Here is a 21904-nt window from a genome sequence, read left to right as displayed (position 1 = left end):
AAAAGCTCCCTAGGGAGCTTTTTTATTTGGCAAGCTTAAGTAGTAGACGATAGTAGCAAGTAGCAATGAATTAGCCACATCTTGGTGCTTTCGCGTTATACGCAGGCAGCTTATTTATGGTTGCTTGTAAATCTTTAATGCGCGTACTGTGCGATGGGTGGGTTGAGAAGAATTCAGGTGGTTGAGAACCACCTGATGCAGCACTCATATTTTTCCATAAATCGACACTTTGACGTGGGTCGAAACCTGCTTTTGCCATGAATTCCAGCCCGACAATATCAGCCTCGGATTCCTGAGTACGACCGTATGGCAAGATAACACCGTATTGAACACCGACACCAAGTGCCGCCATCGTCATTTGTTGATACTGTTTGTACTCGGAAGCTCCAATGGCAACGTTTGCTAGAGACAACCCGGCATTTGCTAACTGACTTTGTGAGAGACGTTCATTACTGTGGTCAGCGAGGACGTGAGCGACTTCGTGACCAATGACTGTTGCCAACTGATCTTGGTTTTTCGCGACATCTAAAAGCCCGGTATACACGCCGATCTTCCCACCTGGTAGAGCAAACGCATTGACTTGTTCACTATCAAAAACAACGACTTCCCAGTCTTTAAATCCAGATTGAGCGGGAATGGTGTCAGTGATGTGTTTGGCAACGCATTGAACGTAGGCATTCGTTTTGCGATCTTTGCTGATTGGGATATCTTTCTTCATTTGTTCGAAAGATTTAGCGCCAAGCGATGACATTTCCTGATCTGAAAACATCAGGATCTGGTTGCGACCCGTCGGTGATGCGCTACACGCCGTTAAACCCGCGATAGTTAAAAGAGCAGAGGCTTTCATCCATACCTTCATAACAGGCTCCATTTAATTTTTTGTTTTGAAGCAATAGTATATACCCAAATAGTAACATGATGCATGGATCAAGTTATTCATCTGATTAATAAAGAAGGTGAGATGTTACGTCTTGAAGTTATGCCCAAGTAGCGTCTATGCTAGCTTCCTAGCACATCGTTACAACCTAACAAACCAGTTTGTGAAACTAAGAGTAAAACAATGAGTATATGGAAAAAGCCCGTAAGCATAGAGATTCTGAATGCCACGTCAAAAAATACCCTGATCGAGCACCTACAAATTAAATATACAGATTTCACTGACGACTCCCTTACAGCAACCATGCCCGTATGCAGCTTTACTCATCAACCTTTAGGAATGCTTCACGGTGGTGCATCAGTCGTGCTCGCAGAAACATTAGGCTCATTAGCTGCAAACTTCTCTGTCGATGAGGGCAGCTACTGCGTCGGTTTAGATATTAACGCGAACCATGTGCGAGCCATGCGAAGTGGTCATGTGATTGGTACGGCAAAACCGCTTCATCTGGGTATTTCAACGCAAGTGTGGCAAATCGATATCACTGATGAGCGAGGCCGTTTAGTGTGTACCAGTCGCTTGACCATCGCTGTGAAACAACACAAAACAAAGTCGGTATAAACTAAGATGGTGATTGAGTTTTCATTAGGAAAAATCATTGCAACCCAGCGTGAAATAGTGATTAAGCTCTCCGGCAGTGCAATGGTAACCTTGCAAGCGCAAACCGATGCAATTCAGTTGCTGGGTAGAGGAGCGAACGTTGTTTTATCTCATGGAGCAGAGTGTAAATGGTCTATCAAGCTAGACAACGAGGAACAACTGGCTGAACTTTCGCGAGAAATTGGTATCGATATTCAATAATTTATAGTGTGATGTTTGCACTTTTTGGTAAAAATGAGGAAACTTAGCTTATCGACAACAAGATAAGAATTTCCTCTTTATGAGTAGCCCTCGTTTACGTGTTCAGTTCGAAACACTGTTTGAAAAATTTTCCGGTCACGATACGGACGTTCAGCTCGAAGACATCACCGAAGCGTTGTTTTGTACACGTCGTAATGCTCGTATTGTTCTAAATAAACTTGAAGAAGAGGGCTGGATTGAGTGGCATCCGGCAGCGGGTCGAGGAAAACTTTCGAAACTCGTTTTTAAACGTAATCGAAGCGATGTCAGCGAAAACCTCGCCAGGCGTTATCTCGATGAAGGGAAAATCGGTCAGGCTCTAGATGCGCTTGATAACGATGCGGCACGATTGACGCAGGTTATCCAAGGTTATTTAGGGCTTCAACATCGGCAGGGCGAGCAGGTCGTGCGTTTGCCTTATTATCGACCATTGTCGATGTTAAACCCGCAGAAACCGATGCGGCGTTCTGAACAACACATCGCCAGACAAATTTTTAGCGGACTCACTCGCCTTGATGAAAATGAACAACTTCAACCAGATTTAGCCCACACGTGGGAAGCAATTTCTGATACACATTGGCGTTTTTATCTTCGTCGTGGAGTACGCTTTCATAACGGTGAACCGTTAACAACCAGTTGTGTTCTTGAAAGTGTGCTTGCGTTAAATAGCTTGAACTTGTTTTCTCACATAAAGCGGGTGTCTTCGCCACAAGAGTGGACCGTTGATATTGAGCTCATCCGTCCTGATCGCTACCTGCCTCTGGCTCTGAGTGAGTCGCAAGCAAAAATTTTGCTACCGAGTGCTTTGCGTTCTGAAAGCTTCGATAGACAACCGATAGGGACAGGACCGTTCCAAGTTAAAATGAATGATGATAAGCGTCTTATTTTGACTGCTTTTGATGGCTACTTTGGTTTTCGCCCTTTACTTGACCAAGTGGAGGTGTGGGTAATCGATGAAGCCTATTCTTCAATGGTTTATCCAAGCCTGTCAAAGCCGAAGATGGATAAACAAGGTTCATCCGATGAAGTCGAGCTGGACCCTGGCTGTACATTCCTATTACTAAACAAAAACACTGGGATTGCAAAAGATCCACGTTGGGCAGAGTTCCTCTCGCAAACCCTCAACAGTCACCAGATTTACGCGCATGTTCCACAAGATAAAGTGATGGAACTGGGAGTATTGCAAGCCTTTGGCCTTAAGCCCGGTTGGATTGATCTCAGGCCAGCGGAAGCGGGCAGCGTACCACAGGCTAATAAGGTAATTTCCGTAGCGTATCAGAAAAAGCATCCGATGTTTCCAGTAGTTGCCAAGGCCATCAAGACACTCTTAAAACCGCACGGTATAGAGGTTGAGTTTATTCGTTATGATTCTCAACCGCCCGCACCGGAGGAAGTGGATATCTGGGTGAAAGCTATGGGCATTGCAACGAACCGAAATGACGCGTTGGCGGGCTGGCTCCTGGATTACAGTGATATTGAGAAGTTCAGTTCAGGTTACGATTTTAGTGAATGGGCTAAACTTGTCGATCAATGGCGTGCCGGCATGCACACAGACTTTCCTGCGCGTGAGCTAGGACGACAATTAGTAAAAAGCTGTCAGGTGATTCCTATGTTTCACTGCTGGCTAGGCGTGAATAAAGACCACAGCGGTGCGTTACAAAATGCAAAGTGTAATGCCTTAGGTTGGTTTGATTTTAATAATGTATGGGTCAAACCGGATATAGAAAGTAACCATGGCGAAACCGAATAAAAAACAACCGACGAAAACCGTCGATATCTTTTGCTCTAAATGTAAAACTCAACTATTTAAGTACCGTAAAGGCGGGAAAGGCGCACTGGTTAAATGCTTCAAAGAGCGCATTGTTGACGATTTCACACAAACCCCATGTATTTGCCCCGCTTGCGGACAAGAGTTTGCAAGAGATACCCTAGTAAGAGGAACCCCCGCTTACAAAATGATTGGCGGCAAAGTGACGATGAAATAATAAAGGGCTAGAAAATGAGTATGAAACATGACTATTGCATGGTTTTAAGTACAACCAGTAATGAAAAAAATCGAGATCAGATCATTAAAGGTTTGCTAGATGCCCAATTAGCCGCGTGTATTCAAACAATGCCTATTGAAAGCCACTACGTTTGGAAAGGGGAGGTTTGTACTGACAACGAATGGTTGCTAGTCATCAAAACTCGTCGAGAACTTTATGAATTGGTGGAAGAGAAAATAGAAAACCTGCACGAATACGAGGTCGCTCAAATCGTACAGGTTCCAATTGTTGATGGGTTTAACCCTTATTTAGAATGGTTGAGAGAATCGACGTTGAGCCGACATTAAGAATAACGACAACACTGCACCAACGGTATCGCACAACATATCTTTCTGGGCGTCCCATATGTCACCTTGCGAGCCCAGAAAGGCAATTCCCTCATCGCCACCAGCCAACTCCGCATACCACCATTCGATAATCTCATAGCCAGCAGCAAGTGACATGATAGCAAACAAAGCAAACCAGCAAGAGAACGCTTTGTTGAACCGTTTTTTGTTTATCAAGTATTCAGCGATCGGATATGCGTAAAGGCCAATTGAAAAGTGCGCAACGCGATCAAAATTATTTCGCTCTGAACCAATCATGTCGTTAAACCAGTCAAACGGCACTTCGGAGAACGTATATTTCGCACCGATAGTGTGCAAACAGAGCCAGATGAACATTAAAAAGTAAGCCGTATTACTGAACTGATAGCGAATCGAAATCGCCCAAATAGAAACAAGAATACCAATCGCCGGGATAATCTCCGCAAACCAAACTGCACGTGAGTTAGGTTCCAACGCAGAAAATAAAAACACGATGGCATAAAAAATCGTTAATCCTAAGAGTGTCGAGGTGCTTTTCATAGAGTTATTTGATCCTTCAATTTATCTTACAGTGGGACTCCATAGATTGTGTTAATGATTGCACTTAATTGAACGGTGTGCAATTGATATTTTAATGGGTTTTTTGATCACTGAAAATGTTGATTTATTGGCAAACTGCTCAACATTAAAACGTTTGCGCGTGCACTTTTCATTAAAGTTTGATTTACAACATGCCCATCCATAGAATCCATGATTCAGTCTAATAAAAAAGAAGTAAAGCCATGAAACTGGAAACTGTCGATTATCTTGCTGACGATGCTGCTCAACAGTTCGTTACCTCTCTACGCGAAACGGGGTTCGGTGTGTTGAAAAACCACCCGATTCCACAAGAGCTTGTAGAGTCAATTTACAAAAACTGGCATGAGTTTTTCTGTTCAGAACAAAAGAATGATTTTCACTTTAACGTAGACACCCAAGATGGCTACTTCCCACCTTCTGTGTCTGAAGTGGCGAAAGGGCACAAAGTGAAAGACATCAAAGAGTACTTTCATGTTTACCCTTGGGGTCAGATCCCAGAGCAGCTTAAAGCTGAAATCTTAGAGTACTACGAGCGTGCCAATGCATTTGCTCAAGAGCTATTAGGCTGGGTTGAAGCGTACGCACCTAAGGACGTTCAAGAGAAGTTCTCTATCGCGTTGTCAGAAATGATCAATAACAGTGACAAAACATTACTACGCGTGCTTCACTACCCACCGATGACAGGCGAAGAAGAGCCAGGCGCTATTCGTGCTGCTGCGCATGAAGACATTAACCTGTTAACGGTTTTGCCTGCTGCTAATGAACCTGGACTGCAAGTAAAGAGTAAAGAGGGTGATTGGATCGATGTACCATGTGACTTCGGGAACTTAATCATCAACATTGGTGATATGCTTCAAGAAGCGTCAGGTGGTTATTTCCCTTCAACGACTCACCGTGTAATCAACCCTACGGGTGGCCGTCAAGAAAAGTCACGTATCTCATTACCGTTGTTCCTGCATCCAAAGCCGGAAGTGGTGTTATCTGAGCGCTACACTGCACATAGCTACCTTATGGAACGTTTACGTGAGCTAGGGGTTATTTAACCTTTACGTGATCTCCTTACAAAGGCCGATGGTGAATGACTATCGGCCTTTTTGCATTTATGCTACAAAGTGGAAACTATGTTTTTTGTGCCGTGAATGGGGCCCTAAACTCGTGTCAGAGAGGATGAATGGAAGGACAACGTACTGTCAATAGTATTGAGCCTCATGCAATAGAAAATCCGCTGCTTTGGCCAATGCTAGAAATTCTGAGAAAACAGCCCTCCAATTGGAAAGTGCACACCTTGGCAAGCTCGTTGGGTGAACAAGGTTATATTTCAAAGCTGGACGACTCTCCCGATAAGGATTTATTCAAAAGAAATTTCCTGATCATGAATGCATTATATCAACTGCAAGACACTCTGTATCCGGATAGTTGGCTTCAAGTCGAAGCCATGGATATTCAGCTCATGTCTTCGATGGAAGCTTTGAGGCATAAGATCGATATTCATGATCCTTTGCGTGAGTATTACTTAGATTGGCGCAATTACGAAGCGGACGAAGATGAAGTGCGTCGACTGTTGAATGAATTTTGGACAACTTATCAAAAGTTCATCGGTGGTTCGTCGGTAGCCAGCGTAGATAAGACAAAGGCACTGTCACTCTTTGAACTTAACACTGACGCTACGCCTGCGGAAATTAGAAAACAATGGCGAAAACTCGCGCTTCGTTGGCATCCTGATCGGGAAAATGGCAATGCAGAAAGATTTAGAGTTCTTTGTGAAGCGTGGAATGTACTGAGAAACGAATGATTCGCTAAGAATAAAGATAAAGGAAGGCAGCTAACTATAGCTGCCTTTTGATTGCACTGTCTTTGTCAGCGTATCAAAACTAGCATGATGGCTTAAACTGAGATTTTCGCATGCGGTTGAGGGCAGCCATAACGTCTAGTGTGCGTGGTTTGGCTAAGTCGCCTTGCTTAGGAAGAGCGGCATGCCACTCACCAGACAGCATTTCTTCAATCTCCTTCGCTGGATGATTACACCAACCTGGAAGTTGAGCAATTTGGAACCATAACCAGCCAATTGTGTTGATTTCATCGGCTGACTCTATCTGTTCCAAAGCGCTAAGATCAGTAAACTCTTTACCAAATCGAAGTGACTCTTTGCCTTTCGCATTCACACGGAACTTGCCGTCAGTGAGAATATTCATCAACGCAACGCGGTTCAGTGCTCGAGGTGGGAAGGTCTGTAAACGTTCTTCCGACTCGTTATGACGTTGAGTAGGGTGCTGAGCGATAACTTCTTTCGCTTTTTCAGTCACATCAACGGCTTGGTAGTCGTGCATTTGAATGACGGTATCGGCAACGTCTAAGTAGTCGCCTGACCCACCCATAACGATAATGGTAGAGATATCAAGATCATCTCGTAATTGACCAATGCGGTCGACGAGAGGAGTAATTGGCTCATCACCTTTTGCCACCAATGCCTGCATACGCTCATCTCTAATCATGAAGTTGGTAGCAGAAGTATCTTCATCAATCAATAATGTGCTTGCACCCGCTTCAATAGACTCTTGAAGCCAAGCGGCTTGCGACGTTGAGCCTGATGCGTCTTGAGTAGAAAAGTCCGCCGTATCTTTACCCATCGGTAAATGGTTGATGTAGTTCGAGAGGTTCAAGTGGTGTACGCATCGGCCATCTTCGGCACGAATCTTCATAGCCTTGTTATCGGCAACAATGTATTCGCGACCATCTCCTGGAATATGATCGTAAATTGAACGCTCTATTGCATTTAATAAGGTAGATTTACCGTGGAAGCCGCCACCTACGATCAGTGTGATACCTTTTGGAATTCCTAATCCTGTGACATGGCCCTTGTTTGGCGCATGTAAAGTGACTTGTAGAGATTCAGGGGCTTTAAACTCAACGGCTTCTTTCATTGGAAGGTCGCAATTACCTGCAATTCGAGGAAGAATACTGCCGTTTGCGACAAACGCGACTAAGTTATTGGCCTCCAACTGTTCTCGCAGGGCATCTTGGTCTTCAACAACTTGGCAGTGCTTAATTAAAGCGGCTTTGTCGAGTTCACGCTCTAAAGTTGCTCGACGGATAAACTTAGGCAGGTGGAAAGTCAGTATGTTGTTGGCTTTTTTCCCCAATACTGAACGACCTTCGGCTGGTAAGTTAACTCGAAAACGCAGTTCAATACCTTCTTCAGTAAACAACACCGCGGTGCTATCCAGTACAGTTTGGCCTGTCAGTGAAATTGATACTGAGTTTTCTTGTTTAGCAAACTGTTCAAAACTACGCGCAATAAAATCACGTGCACCTCTTTGAAATGCAGGAGACTCGTCTCTTAGCCACTCAAGACCAGTCAAAGACCATGCGCGAGTCGCACGAAAACGTGACGCCGATGCATAAGGGTCACCCTGTACATGATCGATAAACAAAGTGAAATCAGTGAAGTCGTATTGACCTTTGATTTGCTGATAAGCTCGGTAGTTCTGCTTTTCAATTTTCTTAAGCGTGGCAGTCAACTGATCCATGAAGATATTGGCCTTTTAATAGAAGCGGGCGGCGATTATAGAAACCACCGCCCTCATAGTAAAGAGAATGCTTAGGAAGAGTAGGCGTATTGCCCGCCAGAAAGGCGCTGATTAAACAAACTTTGCTCAAATTCATTACAAGGCATAGGTTTACCATAAAGAAAACCTTGTCCGATATCACAGCCCTCACCAATGAGAAACTGTTCTTGTTGGGGAGATTCAATGCCTTCGATCACGACTTGGAGTTCCAGTTTTTTCGCGATGTGTATGATAGAACAAATTATCGCGCGATCATCGTCCGACTTTTCCATTTGCTGGACGAAGCTTTTATCAATTTTGATGGCATCAAATGGATATTTCTTTAAATAGCTGAACGAGGCATATCCTGTACCAAAATCGTCAAGTGACAATGTCACGCCCAATTTGTGCAGTTTATTTAATGTAGTGCGTGCTACGACCTCATCGGCAATTAAAGCGCTCTCGGTCACCTCGAGCTCGAGAAAGTGTGCTGGCAAATGAAAAGACTCGAGTAGGTGTTGCACTTGTTCTGCAAAATTTACGTTTTGTAATTGAATGGGAGAAACGTTGACGGCCATTTTGAAGTTATCAATTAACTCAGACCATTGTTTTGCTTTGTCTATCGCGGTTCGAAGAACAAAAGAGCCAACTTCAAAGATAAGCCCGTTTTGTTCAGCCATATGTATTAATGCTTCGTTGGATACGTCGCCAAGTATTGGATGCCTCCAGCGTAGTAACGCTTCTGCGCCAATCCACTTGTGGGTTTGAGGGTGCACTTTGGGCTGAAAGTAGAGCATTAGGTCGTCGTTTCTTACCGCTTGCAATAAGTAGCTTTCCAGTTGATTGTGGTTGTTGAGTTCATTTGAATGGCTTTCACAAAAATAACTATACGCTTCGCCAGATTCTTTACACAAAAGCATGGCATAACATGCATTCTGGAGTAGTTGTTTAGCATTACTGGTTCGGTGAGCTTGTACAACACCAATGTAAGAGTTTAGGTGAACCTCCGTGTCTTTTACATTAAAACTTCCCATACCAATATCGGTAATATCATTCAGTAGCTGATGCAATTTTATATCGATTTCTGTGCCCCAAACGAGCAATACGAGATCATTGGAGCTAGGCCTCCCCGTAACAAAATGTCTAGACTCCCGCTTACCAAGACGATACCGAAACTCTTTCAATATTTCGTCGAAAGCTTCAAAGCCATAACGGGTTTGGATACTGCGTGCATTGCTAAAACCAATGTTTATTACGATTAATGATTGCTGACTGTGATCTAACGTTCTGAGTGTGTCACTGACTATATTTTCGAGTGCTGCTCGGTTTAGGAATCCAGTTCCTTGATCGTGTGTTTTTTGGTAGCTCACCTGCTTTTCAGCGGCTCTGCGACGATCAATCTCTTGCGTTAGGGAATAACTTAACTGCGCCAAATCTGTAGTGCGATTCTCAACTCTATTTTTGAGTTCGTTGTTAAGACGCTGAAGTTTGTGTTGCTGATGCACGATGGAAAGCTGCGCTTCGATTGAATCTTTAAAAGTCCCAAGCAATTGCCGGTAAGTGTCGCAGTATTCATTCTCCTTAGAATCAAGCATGCAAATAGTTCCAAACGTCTCTCCATTTGGCCAGAATAGCGGTAAGCCGCAATAAGAGATCATACCTAGTTTGATATCAGGGTTATTTTGCCACTCTTCATCTTCAAGCGCGTTTGGGACAATAAGTTCACTTTTGTGTTTTATGACATGCTCACAATACAAACCGTTGCCAAGCAACTCAGTATCGCCAGTACGATAAGGATTACCTATAGTTTCGCTGGATGTATTTACTTCTATGCGATCTGGATGGATACGCATAATTAATGTGGTGGGTACGTGCGTTATTTGAGCCAGTAAGTTGACGATTTCCTGCCAACTTCTTCGCATAGACTCAGGGATTTCGTAGTCTAATGTTTGCAATCTCCCCATATAGGTCATCCTTTACGTGGTTTCACTTCCTGTGAATTAAAAATGCAGACTGCTCTATTTTGTTCTCGCTTTTTAATTAAGTATAGGGTGGCTAGGGCTCGAAACAAAAAAAAGTCCTGAAAAGTGTTCAGGACTAGGAATAGTTGTCACATATCTCATCCTTGAAACAGATAACAAGCATCAAGGCTTAAGCGACATTAACGATTCAATAGAAATGTCTTGCGAATAGTCGACATATTCAAAGTTAAAGCCATTGATCTTCATAAACTCATCTTTAAAACCTTGGTAATCACCAATCTCTTTAAAGTTATCAGCATTCATTTGTTCTAAAAGAGCGTGGACTTCTTGTTGAACTTGCGGTTCAAGTTCCAAGTCATCTATTCGAATCAAGCGTTCACCGTCAACTGGCACTTTCCCTTGATCGTATAACTTCGTAGTAAACAGTCGCTGCATTTGTTCAATACAGCGTTCGTGAGTACCTTTTTCCTTCATCACTCGATAAAGCGCTAACAGGTAAGGACTTAGAGCAGGTATGAATACACTGGCTTTCGTCACCAACGCCTTACACACGGTTGCGTAAGCACCGCCGTCAAAGTTGGCGAGTTTGAGGTTTAACGAATGACTGGTTTGGTGTAAATCGATTTTCGCTCGACCTAACGTACCATCGAGATAAATTGGGTGCGTAATGTCAGGGCCCATGTAAGAAAAGGCGATGGTTTTGCAGCCGTTTGCGATAGAGTCGTTATTAATGAGTGTGTCAATCCAGCTTTCCCAGTCTTCGCCGCCCATTACTTTAATGGTGGCATTGGCTTCCTCTTCTGTTGCAGGCGTTAAGGTGGTTTCTGTCCACTTATCGTTCTCCAGCATGATAGAAGCGCCAGTGACAGGTTCACCAATAGGTTTAATGACACTGCGCCAAAACTCATCAGATTCAGGTTTAGGTCGAACACCGGTTGCCAAGCTATAGATGACTAAGTCAACTTCACCCTCAAAGTACGTTTCAATGGCTTCAATCACTTGATTGCGCACCGAACCAGAGAATGCATCACCAACAATATTTATTGCGGTACGCCCGGCTTGATTTGCTTCTTGCTTAAAAAAGACGTTGTTATACCAACCCGCACTCCCAACCCCTTTCTCTGAAGGGCCACGCTCAAATGAGACGCCAATGGTATCGGCGTTAGCGCCACCGAACGTTAAGGCGATTCGTGCCGCTAGGCCGAAACCAGAGGAGGCTCCAATAATCAAAACCCGTTTTGGGCCTTTTTTGATCTGTGGGGCGCGTTTTACGTATTCAATTTGCTCTTTAATAGATGCATGACACCCTTTGGGGTGCGCAGAGCGAGCAACAACACCTTGAATTAACGGTTCTATTCGCATGTTGTTATCTATCCTCGATGAGTGGAATTGAAAATAGATTAACGTAAAGTTACGTAAAACTTATTGAGCTAGACCATTAAAATTAGAGATGTTTAATTAATTCTTGAGCAACGAAATCAGCGATCCAAGGTTGTGCATCTGGTTTTGGGTGAAGGCCATCATCCATCATCCACTCTGGTTTGGTGACAACATGCTCTAAGAAGAATGGCATCAAGGCAACTTGTTGATGCTGTGCAAGCTTAGGGTAGATATCGTAAAACATATCGCTATAGCGCTTACCATAATTAGGTGGAACCCGAATTTGCATCATGACAACGTCCGCACCAGAATCTTTTATCATGGTAATCATTTTTGAAAGATTCGACGTAATAAGTTTAGGAGGGAAACCTCTTAGGCCATCGTTGGCACCTAACTCAATAAGTACCATGTCAGGGCTATGCTGAGTTAGCAACTGAGGTAACCGTGCTAAGCCATTGCCGGTTGTATCGCCAGAAATGCTGGCATTAATAACTGTTACATCTTGACCATGTTCTGACAACGCATCAGGGAGTAAGCTAGGCCAACTCTCTTCGATCGGCATCTGATAGCCTGCACTCAAGCTATCACCCAAGACAAGTAGCTTTTCGCTCGCATGTGCAGTAGCGGAAAAACAAAAAAATAGAACTAAGGAAAGTATACGAATCATGCAAACACCTGTACTTAATGCACCTATTGTTCAAGCCAATTTGGTTTCTAAACAAGTCTCTACTAATCAAGAACAATTAACAATCCTCAAAGACGTAAATGTTGACATCCGAAAAGGAGAAAAAATCGCCATCGTCGGAACTTCCGGTGCAGGTAAGTCAACATTGATGACGTTGCTAGCTGGTCTTGATACGCCGACATCAGGCGAAATTACTTTATTAGGTCATGAATTATCAAAACTGGACGATGAAGCACGCGCGAAAATTCGGGCTGACTCTTTAGGTTTTGTTTTCCAAAGTTTCCTGTTAATCCCGAGTTTGAGTGCATTACGTAATGTCACACTTCCTTGTCTTTTACGTGGTGAAGCCGAAGATGAAGCAAGAGCAGCGGAATTATTAGCTGCTGTTGGATTGGAAAAACGTGTCGACCATTTACCAAGCCAGTTATCTGGTGGTGAACAACAGCGAGTTGCGCTAGCGCGTGCATTTATGACACAGCCTGAGCTGTTGTTCGCAGACGAGCCTACCGGCAATCTTGACCATCAAACCGCAGACAAAGTGATTGAGCTGCTATTCGATCTTAATGAACAGCACGGGACAACTCTGATTTTAGTAACACACGATGGTCATCTAGCAAGCCGATGTGACCGTATCTATCGTATGGAGGCGGGTGAGCTTAAGGAGGAGATATAATGTCTGCAGTATCATCAAGTGAAGCAACATCCACAGAGCAAAACAGTACAACACAGCACTCGTCGAATAAAAGTTTGATACGCTGGAGTTTCGGCGAAATAAGGCAGGGGAATCTTTGGCCTATTAGCGTTGCTCTTATTCTCGTGATTGCGAGTATCTTTGCGCTTTCTGCATTAGCAGAACGAATGGAGCAGGTGATCGTCAAGCAGGGGAAGGACGCATTAACGGCAGATGCGGTGTTTGTGTCTGCTAATCCCATTCCGGACACGTTGTTAGCCTCGACTGAAAGCCTTGACCGTTCGACGATGACACGCTTTGCCACTATGGCATTTAGCGATAATGGTATGCAGCTTATTTCTGTAAGGGCGGTGGATGATAATTACCCTTTAATGGGAGAGCTCGTTCTTGAAAATAATCCAGCCGGTCGCGTTCAAGAGAACCAACTCTGGCTTGATGAGCGGATTATGACTCAACTAAGCGTAAAGTCAGGTGACAGCGTCACGATAGGCGATGCCGAGTTTACTGTATCAGGCGCAGTATTGATGGAACCAGGCTTGAGCTTTAATCCATTTCAACAAATGCCTTCTGCATACATTCATCAAAGTGACGTAGATAAAACAGGAGCAATTCAAGTTGGGAGCCGAGTTCAATACCGTCTGTTTTTACAAGCCGATGATAAAACACTAAATAGCTTACAAGATGATACGCGGCTTTCTCCGAGCGATCGCTGGCGCACGCAAGATACTGCCAGTCGTAGTAAGGAGGTTTTTGAACGCACGACGCAGTATCTGTCGTTGACCGTAGCGATTGTCATCATTATGGCGGCGACAACATTGGTTCTTACTTGTCAAAATTACGTGAACAGCCGGACACAAACTATCGCGATGTTGAAAAGTCTTGGTGCGAGTCGCCGATGGATTGAAAAGTGGTTATTTATTCAAGTCACAATCCTTCTCATTAGTGCCAGTGTCGTCGGTCTACTGCTAGGGAGCGGGCTGGAGTATTTATTACGCATTCCACTCAAAGACTTATTACCCGATCCACTCCCTAGTTACGGCGTCACACCATTTTTGGTGGCATTTATCTCAGCAGTCTTGATTACGGTGCCCGCTCTCGGTATACCATTGTTAGGCTTGATTAAAACTCCCGCGTTAGAAGTGCTACAGCAGGGCAAAGCGCAACGTTCTTGGAAGCGAATGTTACTTGTTCTAGTTCCCGTTGTTCCATTGCTTTTACTGTATGCAGACAACACCTTAGTTTGGATCGTGCTCACTGGTATAGCGGTACTGTTTGTGGTACTCGCAGCAGTTAGCGTCATACTCACAAAACTGTTTGCACGTGTTTCAACCCATCCTGCAATGAAGCTTGCGTTGAGTCGTATCAACCGGACGCCAGTAACCAGCGGTCTACAGTTTGGTGCTTTGGCATTATCTTTGATGTTGCTGTCTATCATTTGGCTTGTGCGCAGCGATATTCTCGCGGATTGGGAGAGAACCTTACCTGCAGACGCGCCAAATGTGTTCGCTTTGAACATTGGTGATTATGAGCTCGATAACTACCTAGAAACCCTAGATAAAAATGGAGTTACGCGGTCACAAGCTTATCCAATAATTCGTGGACGACTAACAGAGATTAACGGTCAAAACGTCAAAGAGATTGATTACGAAGGAGAAGGTTCTGACGCGATACGTCGAGAGCTAAACCTGACATGGGGAGATACCCTACCAGAATATAATGATGTGCTTTCGGGTGAATGGACAAACAAAGGGAGTGTATCTGTAGAAGCGGATGTAGCAAATGACTTAGGCATAAAACTCGGTGATACGCTGCGCTTTGTAATAAACAGCCAGAATTACGATGCAGTAGTAGATACCATCCGTTATGTCGAATGGCGTGACATGAAGCCTAACTTTTATTTTATTTTCTCATCTGACGTGATGGCTAATTTACCTGGTTCTTACCTCATCAGTTATAGGATTGAAGAAGGAAATGAAGCGTTGTTGACGTCAATGTCACGTGCTCACCCAACGGTCTCTGTTTTAGATATCCGAACTATGGGCGAGAAAATTCAGGCTTTGATTCAGCAAATCGTATCAGCAATCACCATCCTTGCTCTTTTAGGCGTTGTTGCTGGTCTGCTGCTCATCTTTACGCTACTGAGGTTAAGCTTGTCCCAACGACAACAAGAGATTCGTTTGTATCGCACATTAGGTTCAAGTAAGAAACGGATCAACACAACCCTGTGGGCCGAGTACGGAATTATGGCGTTGATTGCTAGTGGTGTTGCGGTATTCGCTGCGGAAGTTTGTGTGGCCGCAGTCATGACATATGGATTCGATCTCAATGCACAAATTCACCCCGAATTGTGGATAGCTTTACCGCTTGCAACATTTGTTACGTTGGCACTTGTAGTGATGAGTTTGTTGAAAAGATTGTTAACTCCAGTAAACACTTAATCGCAGCGAGTGTTATCAAGTTTGGAACACTCCATGACACTTTTATTTTAGTTATCCACAAAAACAGTGGATAACTTTTGGGATAACTAAATGGGGTAAAAAGTGGGGTGTTTCTGCAGGCTTTGCGCCATGGGTCTTACAGTGAAATTCTTATTCACATAGACACAAAAAAGTGTCTTCTTAACCATGTCGTCAAGTACTTTTTCGCAAATTTTTTCTACTTTAATGCACTTTACAGGCGCTGTTGGATATTTCGCAAACCCATGAACTTTTTGTGATTTTAATCAAGTCCAAACACGAGTAGAATTCACCGTTAGTAAAGAATTTTCCTTATAAAATTTTTAGTGAAGCAATGAAGTCTGAGTTTCCAAGTTATAAAGATAAGCATATCGCTGTTGTTGGTGGCGGTGTAGCAGGTGCAACAGCAGCAATTCATTTTGCGGAGCTGGGTTTTAAAGTTTCCGTAATAGAGAAGGGCGTATCACTAGTAAATGGTCCACCCATTTGTCATTTGCATGCTGGTGGTAATTTATATCGAGAGATTTCCCAGCAACAATGCTTAGACTTGTTAGCACAATCTATCGATACTGTTCGCCTGTATCCGCTTTCACTGAATATTCGTCCGACAATCATCGCGGTTCCTCATTCCGATGGTGGAGACCCATCCACACTAATTCCGCGATTAGAGGTTGTGAAAAGTGCTTATCAGACGCTCGTTGATAAAGATGAGAGTAATAAAGTGCTCGGCGAGCCAAGCGAATACTACAAACTGTATTCAAAAGCGGAGCTAGAAGCTCTCGCGCAACGTACTCAACCAAGTCATCCTACAAACTTCGATGAGTGGTGCATTCCTTTTGCTCAACATGCTGATCTTGAAGCGCTAAAGTATCCGGTTGTCGCAGTTCAAGAATATGGTTGGAGTGTTTTTCGCCTCGCCGCAATTGCCAACTTAACACTAGATACGCTTCCTAATGCTTCGGTCTTCACACAAGCAACGTTTAAGCAAGCCGATTGGATGGGGGAACACTGGCAACTTGGCTATGAACGTGAAGGTATCGATTACCTGATGACATGCGACTACTTGGTTAACGCGTGTGGCTTTGAAACAGGCTCAATTGACAACACAGTTGGTGCCAAGCGAGACAGGTTGGTGGAGTTTAAAGCCGCTTACGTTACGAGGTGGGCAGACTGTCAACAACAATGGCCAGAAGTTATTTTTCATGGCCCGCGTGGAACCGATAAAGGAATGGCTCAATTGACGCCTTATGGCGATGGTTACTTTCAACTTCATGGTATGACAAAAGGAATCACGCTGTTTGAAGATGGTTTAGTGGAGAGCACGAACTCATCTGCTCAACCTGAACTGCCTATGCCTTTACTCTCGAAGATCCGTTACGGCTGGAGAGAAGAAGTGTTAGAAGAGCGAACGAACAACGCCATCAAACACATGGCGCAGTTTATTCCCGGCTATCACTCTGCTGTAAAAGGAGGAAAAGCATTATTTGGCGCTCAGCAAATTCCCGGCACAGATCCAGTACTCAGAGCGGCAGATGTGACTTTTGAAGATAACCACTACGCGAGAATAGAGGTGGTAAAAGCGTCATCGACACTACTCGCAGCGCAAAAAATGCTTCAATTCTGGTTTGACATCGATCCTAACCAAAATGTGGAAACACAGCATCCGGTCGCTGTGAAGTGGTCTGAACAAGAAGTCGAGCAGTACGCGATTAAACTCACTCAAGAGCGAGGCTATCCACAAGCTTTAGCAGTGCGTTATGGTATGCCTACATAATCGGCTGTGTTTGGGCTCAGTGGTTGTATTAATACCCAAAAAACTGAGCCCATTGGCACCATACTTCTTGCAAGCCTAGTCTATCTCCTTTCACAAAATTGACTTTTTGTCCGGGCTTCGCCTGTGCCAGTCTAGGTAAGTCAATACGGGCTACGCAGCCAAATTTAGGATACCCGCCAATAGTCTGGTGATCGTTGAGCAGCACAATAGGGTTACCATCGCTAGGTACTTGAATTGAACCTAATGCAATTCCCTCAGATAGGACGCCTTCGTAAGGTGGACGAATGTTATTGCCCTCAAGACGGTAGCCCATGCGATTCGAATTTGGGGAGATGATGAATGCTTTGTTATAAAATGCTTGGCGAGCGTCTTCATCAAAGTCCTCGTTCTGATAGCCTTCAATCACTCTCAGCTTAATGGGTAAGTTGTAATCTGGCTTAAAACGAAACGTCATTTGCCTTGGTTTACGTTTCGGTAAGTTATGAGGGACAAAGGGAAGAATATCGCCAGCTTTCAAAGCGCCACCATTTGAATCATAACCACCTAGAGATTCTCGCGAGACGGTCGATGCGCTTCCTAAGTGCTGAGCAACATTGAATCCACCTTTAACCGCTAGGTAGGAGCGAAGTCCATTCCTTGCGACTCCGAACTGAAGCTTCTGTCCTTTTTTCAACGTAAAGTCAGACCAATTTGAAATAGGTTCACCATCTATTTTTGCATTTAAATCACCGCCACATATAGCAAGGTGGCAGTTATGCAAGGCAATAAAACAAGCGTTACCCAAAGTAATTTCAATCGCAACGCAATTGACTACGTTACCAAGCAAATGGTTGGCCCAGCTGTAAGCATAGTCGTCGACCGGCCCACCTTGAGTCACACCGACATGCGCTAAGCCAAAACGACCAAAGTCTTGAACTAAAGAGAGCGGTCCTGGCTTTTCCACCAGTAATCCACCGTAACTCATAGTACGCCTCCTAAATCGATAAACTCTTGTTTTGAAATAGCATTAAAGGTGACCTTGTCACCCACTTCAAACGGTATAAAAGGAGGAGAGTCGGAGAAGAGCTCAAGCGGGCTTTTACCAATAATGTTCCATCCGCCAGGACTATCTGATGGATAGACGGCCGTTTTAGAGTCTGCGATTCCGACACTTCCGGCCGGCACTTGAGTTCTTGGTGTGGCAAGCCTTGCCATGTGCAATTGAGTATCAACGTCAGAGAGAAATGCAAAGCCTGGAGCAAATCCAATTGCAGAAACCGCGTACTCGGTTTTCGTATGCAGGGTAATAAGATCGTCTAATGACAGACCTCGCTTTTGAAAACGAGATAGATCTAACGCGGTTTCTTCAGAGTAATATACAGGGATAGTAATGTGATTCGGCTGGGAAAGCTTAAGTGATTGAGTATCAAACTGGCTCACGATTTGTTGCAGCTCATTGACTAAGTTCTTCTCGTTGATTCGAAAAGGTAAGTAATCAATGAGAATAGTTTGATAGGAGGGGACAACGTTCATAACAATTGAAGCGAAAGTTTCTCTTATGCTGCGAGCAAGCTCTCCGACTGCATTTTCAGAAATACTCTCATCAAACTTAATGAAAATACTGCACTCGGAGATCAAAGAGATATTAAATTTCTCTTTATGCATTAATTTCCTCCAGCGTATAGGCTTTGGCGGATCTTTTGGATCAGCGCGATCGACTCTTCATTGTCACCATGAACACAAATTGTGTCGGCTTCCAATAATATGTAACCGCCTGAAGCGGTTTTGACACGCCCAGAGTCAGCTAAGGTCCGGACTTGCTCAAGTATCGCGTGCTCGCTTTTTAACACGGCATTGGGCTGTGTTCTAGGAGTCAGTAAGCCGTCATCTTGGTATAAACGGTCTGCAAATGCTTCAAATAGCAAGGGAACATCATAATCGTCTGCGATTTCTAAGTATTTTTCGTTTTCCTGTGAAGCTAGGATCATTAACGGTACTTTGAACAGTGCTGCCGCCTTTACTACCGCTCTAAATATCGCATCACTTTTCATCATGTCGTTGTATAGAGCGCCATGAGGCTTTATGTAACTGATGTCTGTGTATTGCGCCTGGCATAATGCTTGTAAAGCACCAACCTGATATATAACCATGTTCGTAATTTCATCACCCGTCATGCTTATGCTTCGTCTGCCAAAGCCTTGTAGGTCGGCGTAACCTGGGTGTGCGCCAATATCAACATCGTTGTCATTCGCTAGGGTGATGGTGTCGTGCATGACATTAGGGTCGGAGGCATGAAAACCACACGCGATGTTCGCCATATCAACATGGGGCATCACTTCTTCATCTGCGCCCATACTCCAAGAGCCAAAGCTCTCGCCCATATCACAGTTCAATGTAAGTTGCTGTTTATTCAATGTCATACGTTTTATTTCTACACAAGCAATGGGTTTACGATGCAGGAAAATGCATCTAGGTTCAGTGACTCACTTCATTCTTCTATCATGAAAACGAAGCTTTTTGAGCAGATAGCTGACGAAAAAGATCACGTTAGTCCATAAAGATGTTTCCGTTATTTGAGTTGATCCGAATTTTAAGGTATTTCGTTTCTTTTCCATCCAATTTTTGAGAATTTAAGGTTATTTTGCATTAGCATCGTGTTAATCTTGTCGCCCTTCATGGGTGATAGATTGCATAATGGTTCTTCTGTCATTTTTGTGGTTGTCTGCGACAGGAATATATATGTCATTACGAGCGAAGCTTATTTGGCCTCTTCTGGTCTTTTTAACGGCTATCTTTGTTATGTCAAAAGGTTACACCTCGTATACTGTATACCAATCGTCTAAGCATGAACTGGTCGAGCAGACAAGAAAGTTGATTAACAACGTTTCTTTCTCAATTAAAGATGCGCTCACGACAAAGGACAAGCAAAAAGCTCAAACTATTCTCGCCAACTTTTTAAACCAGCCAAATGTAACGCGGGTCAAACTTTATGACCAAGATCATCAACCATTCGCTGTTATGGAGATAAGTGGGGCACTAGCACCCGTTCCAAGTCAAACCGAAAGAAGTAGGTTGCACGCTCTAGGCTATGCCTTATCAACCAAATTTCTTTATGTTCTAGAGCCGATTATCCATGATGGTTATGTCATTGGTAGCATGAGAGTCACGCTTTCTCATCGCCCAATCGTAGAAGCCATACAATCTTTACTTCAAGATGGCGCTTTACTTCTTCTGTTTCTGATCGCTGGTGGCACTATTTTTTACATAAGTATCGAGAGGCTTGTTCTCAAGCCCGTGATGGAACTCAACCGCGTAATAGAAAATGTGACACACGGACGAAACACGGAAAATCAAGCTCGCTATTACGCCAAGGATGAAATTGGAGACCTCGCGAGCTCTTTCAATCAAATGATGAATAGGTTAACAGTACGTGAGAAGCAGCGGCAACATTCGCTAGACACACTAGAACAAAAGCGCGCATTTTCAGAAGAGGTTATCGAATCTGTTCAGCATGCATTAGTTATTACAGACAATTCCGGACGTGTTATTCATTGTAATACGGCGACCCAGCAAATATTTCAAAAAAAATTAGATGAACTTAAATATGCCAATATTCGTGATCTAATTAAAACTAAAACACCGAATGAGCTGAGTCAGATCCTGAGTCGAGGCCTAGAGTGCGATGATATTCACCTCAAAAATGCAGATAACGAACAGCAGTTGAGCCTAACCAGTCGTCGCCTCTCGACACATGAATACTTACTGTTTTCGATTCAAGATATCACCGAAATTGAAGAAGCCATAAACCGGCAACGTGTTGCGGGACGTGTTTTTGAAAGCAGCCAAGATGGTCTCATTGTTCTTAATCATCGCGGTGTCATTACGATGGCAAACCCTGCCGTCACTAAGTTAGTCGGCTTAGAGGTGGATCAGCTTATTGGGAAGTCATTCATCCAAACGCTAAAGTGGCGCAAGTTACAGGAAATGATGCCTAGTATCATCGAGTCGATAGAAAATTATGGCGTTTGGCAAGGTGAAGTTATCGAGAAGAACCATATTGGTCAGTTTGTACCGATGTTTGCTCGAGTCAATCGTATCGTTAAGTGTGAAGACTATGGTTTCTATGATCTGGTTATTGTTCTTACCGACCTTTCCGGCGCAAAAGAGATGGAACGATTGGAGCATTTAGCTCATCACGATGCTTTAACGGGGTTAGCCAATCGATCTAAGTTCCATTTAGAGTTGGAACAACTAGTACAACGCTCTGGATACTTGCGTGACGAATTTGCAGTTTTGTACCTCGATCTGGATGGATTTAAAGAAGTTAACGATACCTACGGTCATGATGCAGGTGATGAAGTTTTGAAAAAAGTTTCCGAGCGTCTAACATCTGCGACGAGGCATAGTGATTTAATCGCAAGACTTTCTGGTGATGAATTTGTCATGTTGGTTAATCCCGCCAATCAAAAAGTGGTCACCCGAATAGCAGAACAGTTGCTCGAGAGCATATGTGCTCCAATTGAGTACAAAGGTCACTTACTCAAAGTTGGCGTTAGTATCGGCGTAAAATTAGTCGGCGTAAATGAGCGCGATGCTACTCGAGTTTTAAAAAGTGCGGATACGGCAATGTATCAAGCAAAGAAAGCCGGGAAAGGCCAAGCAATATTAATGGGATGCGAATTACAAGAGACAGTTTAAATCGTAACGTC

General features: G+C 43.8%; 20 protein-coding genes. 11 read left to right on the top strand and 9 right to left on the bottom strand.

The genetic code is table 11. The features are described 5' to 3' along the window. Window positions 1–70: 70 nt before the first annotated feature. The gene (locus tag R7E42_RS07740) at window positions 71–859 is read right to left on the bottom strand and encodes a M48 family metallopeptidase (RefSeq protein ID WP_017634168.1); all 789 of its coding nucleotides are present in this window, start codon (window positions 857–859) and stop codon (window positions 71–73) included. A gap of 201 nt (window positions 860–1060) precedes the next feature. Here R7E42_RS07740 and R7E42_RS07735 point away from each other — a divergent pair, with 201 nt between their 5' ends. The 5 genes from R7E42_RS07735 to cutA all read left to right on the top strand — a co-directional run bounded on the left by R7E42_RS07735 (window position 1061) and on the right by cutA (window position 4106). Then, window positions 1061–1495 (top strand): hotdog fold thioesterase, encoded by a 435-nt coding sequence (locus R7E42_RS07735; protein WP_005376340.1) that lies wholly within the window; start codon window positions 1061–1063, stop codon window positions 1493–1495. 6 nt (window positions 1496–1501) lie between these two features. Then, window positions 1502–1735, top strand: coding sequence for a DUF3389 domain-containing protein (locus R7E42_RS07730; RefSeq protein ID WP_005376338.1), 234 nt, complete (start codon window positions 1502–1504; stop codon window positions 1733–1735). A 79-nt stretch (window positions 1736–1814) separates the two neighbouring features. After that, window positions 1815–3524 (top strand): SgrR family transcriptional regulator, encoded by a 1710-nt coding sequence (locus R7E42_RS07725; RefSeq protein WP_033907082.1) that lies wholly within the window; start codon window positions 1815–1817, stop codon window positions 3522–3524. Further along, on the top strand, window positions 3508–3759 hold the full coding sequence (locus R7E42_RS07720; protein ID WP_005376334.1) for a hypothetical protein: 252 nt from the start codon (window positions 3508–3510) through the stop codon (window positions 3757–3759). The genes R7E42_RS07725 and R7E42_RS07720 overlap by 17 nt, the downstream gene beginning before the upstream one ends. 14 nt (window positions 3760–3773) lie before the next feature. Continuing rightward, window positions 3774–4106 (top strand): divalent-cation tolerance protein CutA, encoded by a 333-nt coding sequence (gene cutA, locus R7E42_RS07715; protein WP_017634166.1) that lies wholly within the window; start codon window positions 3774–3776, stop codon window positions 4104–4106. Here cutA and R7E42_RS07710 read toward each other — a convergent pair. Then, on the bottom strand, window positions 4068–4664 hold the full coding sequence (locus R7E42_RS07710) for a DUF2238 domain-containing protein (RefSeq protein WP_318072558.1): 597 nt from the start codon (window positions 4662–4664) through the stop codon (window positions 4068–4070). The genes cutA and R7E42_RS07710 overlap by 39 nt on opposite strands. 242 nt (window positions 4665–4906) lie before the next feature. Between R7E42_RS07710 and R7E42_RS07705 the strand changes: the two genes are divergently transcribed. Together R7E42_RS07705 and R7E42_RS07700 are read left to right on the top strand one after the other, a co-directional pair. After that, entirely contained in the window at window positions 4907–5746 is an 840-nt protein-coding gene (locus R7E42_RS07705) for an isopenicillin N synthase family dioxygenase (protein WP_005386285.1), read from the top strand. A gap of 128 nt (window positions 5747–5874) precedes the next feature. After that, window positions 5875–6495, top strand: coding sequence for a DNA-J related domain-containing protein (locus tag R7E42_RS07700; RefSeq protein WP_005386286.1), 621 nt, complete (start codon window positions 5875–5877; stop codon window positions 6493–6495). Window positions 6496–6574: 79 nt separating this feature from the next. Here the strand turns inward: R7E42_RS07700 and R7E42_RS07695 are convergent, their stop codons facing one another. The 4 genes from R7E42_RS07695 to tesA all read right to left on the bottom strand — a co-directional run bounded on the left by R7E42_RS07695 (window position 6575) and on the right by tesA (window position 12277). After that, window positions 6575–8230, bottom strand: a complete 1656-nt coding sequence (locus R7E42_RS07695) for an ABC-ATPase domain-containing protein (protein WP_167416035.1) — start codon at window positions 8228–8230, stop codon at window positions 6575–6577. 71 nt (window positions 8231–8301) lie between these two features. Continuing rightward, on the bottom strand, window positions 8302–10212 hold the full coding sequence (locus tag R7E42_RS07690; RefSeq protein WP_167416034.1) for an EAL domain-containing protein: 1911 nt from the start codon (window positions 10210–10212) through the stop codon (window positions 8302–8304). 180 nt (window positions 10213–10392) lie between these two features. Beyond that, on the bottom strand, window positions 10393–11592 hold the full coding sequence (fabV, locus tag R7E42_RS07685; RefSeq protein ID WP_318072557.1) for an enoyl-ACP reductase FabV: 1200 nt from the start codon (window positions 11590–11592) through the stop codon (window positions 10393–10395). Between the two features lie 82 nt (window positions 11593–11674). Continuing rightward, window positions 11675–12277 carry a multifunctional acyl-CoA thioesterase I/protease I/lysophospholipase L1 gene (gene tesA, locus R7E42_RS07680; RefSeq protein ID WP_005376324.1) on the bottom strand — a complete coding sequence of 201 codons (603 nt, stop codon included), beginning with the start codon at window positions 12275–12277 and terminating at the stop codon, window positions 11675–11677. Between tesA and R7E42_RS07675 the strand changes: the two genes are divergently transcribed. The 3 genes from R7E42_RS07675 to R7E42_RS07665 all read left to right on the top strand — a co-directional run bounded on the left by R7E42_RS07675 (window position 12276) and on the right by R7E42_RS07665 (window position 17216). Beyond that, window positions 12276–12968 carry an ABC transporter ATP-binding protein gene (locus tag R7E42_RS07675; protein WP_005376323.1) on the top strand — a complete coding sequence of 231 codons (693 nt, stop codon included), beginning with the start codon at window positions 12276–12278 and terminating at the stop codon, window positions 12966–12968. The genes tesA and R7E42_RS07675 overlap by 2 nt on opposite strands. Beyond that, the gene (locus R7E42_RS07670; RefSeq protein WP_262606744.1) at window positions 12968–15424 is read left to right on the top strand and encodes an ABC transporter permease; all 2457 of its coding nucleotides are present in this window, start codon (window positions 12968–12970) and stop codon (window positions 15422–15424) included. Before R7E42_RS07675 ends, R7E42_RS07670 begins: the two co-directional genes overlap by 1 nt. A gap of 352 nt (window positions 15425–15776) precedes the next feature. Then, window positions 15777–17216 carry an FAD-dependent oxidoreductase gene (locus R7E42_RS07665; protein ID WP_054728965.1) on the top strand — a complete coding sequence of 480 codons (1440 nt, stop codon included), beginning with the start codon at window positions 15777–15779 and terminating at the stop codon, window positions 17214–17216. 28 nt (window positions 17217–17244) lie between these two features. On the opposite strand, the gene R7E42_RS07660 is transcribed toward R7E42_RS07665, so the two are convergent. From R7E42_RS07660 to R7E42_RS07650, 3 genes are read right to left on the bottom strand one after another with little or no spacing between them, the layout of a single operon-like run. Further along, window positions 17245–18180 (bottom strand): biotin-dependent carboxyltransferase family protein, encoded by a 936-nt coding sequence (locus tag R7E42_RS07660; protein WP_138940265.1) that lies wholly within the window; start codon window positions 18178–18180, stop codon window positions 17245–17247. After that, window positions 18177–18860, bottom strand: coding sequence for a 5-oxoprolinase subunit B family protein (locus tag R7E42_RS07655; protein ID WP_167416031.1), 684 nt, complete (start codon window positions 18858–18860; stop codon window positions 18177–18179). Before R7E42_RS07655 ends, R7E42_RS07660 begins: the two co-directional genes overlap by 4 nt. Then, window positions 18860–19615, bottom strand: a complete 756-nt coding sequence (locus tag R7E42_RS07650) for a 5-oxoprolinase subunit PxpA (protein WP_167416030.1) — start codon at window positions 19613–19615, stop codon at window positions 18860–18862. The genes R7E42_RS07655 and R7E42_RS07650 overlap by 1 nt, the downstream gene beginning before the upstream one ends. 319 nt (window positions 19616–19934) lie before the next feature. Here R7E42_RS07650 and R7E42_RS07645 point away from each other — a divergent pair, with 319 nt between their 5' ends. Next, the gene (locus tag R7E42_RS07645) at window positions 19935–21893 is read left to right on the top strand and encodes a diguanylate cyclase domain-containing protein (RefSeq protein ID WP_167416029.1); all 1959 of its coding nucleotides are present in this window, start codon (window positions 19935–19937) and stop codon (window positions 21891–21893) included. Window positions 21894–21904: the final 11 nt, after the last annotated feature.

The sequence above is a fragment of the Vibrio sp. Vb1337 genome, from assembly GCF_033338715.1.
Taxonomy (GTDB): Bacteria; Pseudomonadota; Gammaproteobacteria; order Enterobacterales; family Vibrionaceae; genus Vibrio; species Vibrio alginolyticus.
The sequence above is the reverse complement of the archived record's forward strand: the minus strand, read 5'-3'. Positions and strand labels throughout refer to the sequence as shown.